Source organism: Dietzia aerolata, assembly GCF_014144865.1.
GTDB classification, from domain to species: Bacteria; Actinomycetota; Actinomycetes; order Mycobacteriales; family Mycobacteriaceae; genus Dietzia; species Dietzia aerolata.
Map to the genome: position 1 here is coordinate 1 of NZ_JAALDM010000237.1, position 1,826 is coordinate 1,826.

The following is a 1,826-nucleotide window of genomic DNA, read 5'->3' on the forward strand; positions in this document are numbered from 1 at the left end:
GCGGGCTGGGCGGAGTCACCGTTGGGGCCCGAGCCGTGGCCGCCACCCGCGCCGCCCGCCTGGTCACCGCCACCATCGGCGCCGGACACGGTGGTTGTCGCCGTGCCCCCGGCGTTCGCAGTGGTTGCCGTGGCCCCGGCCTGATCGCCCGGGGAGGTGGGAGCCGCGCCAGAAGAATGTGACGACGACGAGGTCGCCATATCCCCGGAGGAGTCATCACCGGAGCAGGCGGTCAGAGGGATAGCGAGCAGGGCCAACGCTGAGATCGCGACGGGCAGTCGGGTATGGGCGGAAGTCGACATGGGTACTCCTGACGATCGGTCGTCACGGGCAAGTGTCTGGGTGAGGTCACCCGCGCCGGGCGACACCATGGATATCGAGTGTCCGCCGAGTTCGGTTACGCCAGTGCAGGTCTCGATCCGGATACGGTTCGGATAACCGGATCCGGGGGAGGCTCAGTATTCGGCGAGCAGTTCCTCGTCGAGGGCGAATTCGCGGGACCCCGTGCGCTCGATCTCGCCTCGGCTGATGAGGTCGTGCAGCCGCCGGCTCACCGATTCCGGGGTGGTTCCCAGGTGGGACGCGAGGTCGGCCTGCGACACTGGCAGCCGGACCAGGGATCGGCCGTGGCCCTCCGGGTCGGGCAGCCGCGGCAGCGAGAGCAGATAGGACACGACCCGGGTGACCACATCCTCCGAGGTGAGGGAGATCAGCAGGTGCTCGCACTCGGCGTTCTTTCTGGCCAGCGCCTGGTTGAGCGAGCGCTGGAGTTCGGGACACTCGACGGACAGCCTTCTCAATACGTCGAAGGGAATCTCGGCCAGGACGCAGGGCTCGGCGGCCTCCACCAGGTGGCGGGCAGGGCAGTCGAGGGCGAGTTCGGTCAGTCCGTAGTGATCCTCGCGGCCGATGATCCGCACGATTCGGCGGTGCCCGGCACGATCACTGTGGACGACGTGCAGTGTTCCTGACATGACGAGGAAGAGTCGTGAGATTGTCTCCCCCGGCGACTGCACGACCGTCCCCGCCTCGACCTCCACGATGTGGGAGGACGCGACGAGCTGATCCCGACACTCCGCCGGGGTGCCGGCGAATAGCAATGACCCGGTGACCGCCTGCAGATCGTGAATACCGGACATGCCCTCATTGTCCCCGGCTGGTCAGCGGCGGGCCACCGCCGACAGAACTTGATCTGCGTCAATGCATTCCGTGACAGGGGTGCCTAGCGTCGGAGGCACGTCTTCGCTAGGGAGTGCTATGTCATCAACGCTGGTCCCCACGAGCAGTGGAGAGGAAGCGGGCCGGGCCCCGGTGCTCCGTCCACGGACCGGGCAGACCCCGTGGCAGATGCTCACCACGACCGATCACAAGCAGATCGGCGTGATGTACGTCATCACCTGCTTCGTGTTCTTCTTCATCGGCGGGCTCATGGCGCTGCTCGTCCGCGCGGAACTGTTCTTCCCCGGCATGCAGTTCCTGTCGAACGAGCAGTTCAACCAGCTGTTCACCATGCACGGCACGGTGATGCTGCTGTTCTACGCCACCCCGATCGTGATCGGGATCGGCAACTACGTGATGCCGCTGCAGATCGGCGCCCCGGACGTGGCGTTCCCGCGCCTGAACGCCTACGGGTTCTGGCTGTTCACCTTCGGCGGCATCGTGGCACTGTCGGGCTTCCTCACCCCGGGCGGCGCGGCCTCCTTCGGCTGGACTATGTACATGCCGCTGGCGGACAAGATCCACTCACCGAACGTCGGTGCCGACCTGTGGATCCTCGGTGTCGCGATCGGCGGCATCGGCACCATCCTCGGTGCGGTCAACTTCGT

General features: G+C 66.4%; 2 protein-coding genes and 1 pseudogene. 1 reads left to right on the plus strand and 2 read right to left on the minus strand.

Annotation, left to right across the window (positions count from 1 at the left end; all coding sequences use genetic code 11):
* Both G6016_RS13585 and G6016_RS13590 read right to left on the minus strand, forming a co-directional pair.
* Positions 1–302 (minus strand): annotated as a pseudogene (locus tag G6016_RS13585) (hypothetical protein); the annotation flags it as partial.
* 153 nt (positions 303–455) lie between these two features.
* A complete protein-coding gene (locus G6016_RS13590) occupies positions 456–1,139 on the minus strand; it encodes a Crp/Fnr family transcriptional regulator (RefSeq protein WP_182633169.1) in 684 nt (227 codons plus the stop codon).
* A gap of 118 nt (positions 1,140–1,257) precedes the next feature.
* Between G6016_RS13590 and G6016_RS13595 the strand changes: the two genes are divergently transcribed.
* The coding region (locus G6016_RS13595) for a cbb3-type cytochrome c oxidase subunit I (RefSeq protein ID WP_479682411.1) at positions 1,258–1,826 on the plus strand (569 nt) is incomplete at its 3' end.

What these genes read in the sequence shown, in the direction of transcription:
- G6016_RS13590 (WP_182633169.1), bottom strand. Translation starts at nt 1,139, where the DNA reads ATGTCCGGTATTCACGATCTGCAGGCGGTCACCGGGTCATTGCTATTC.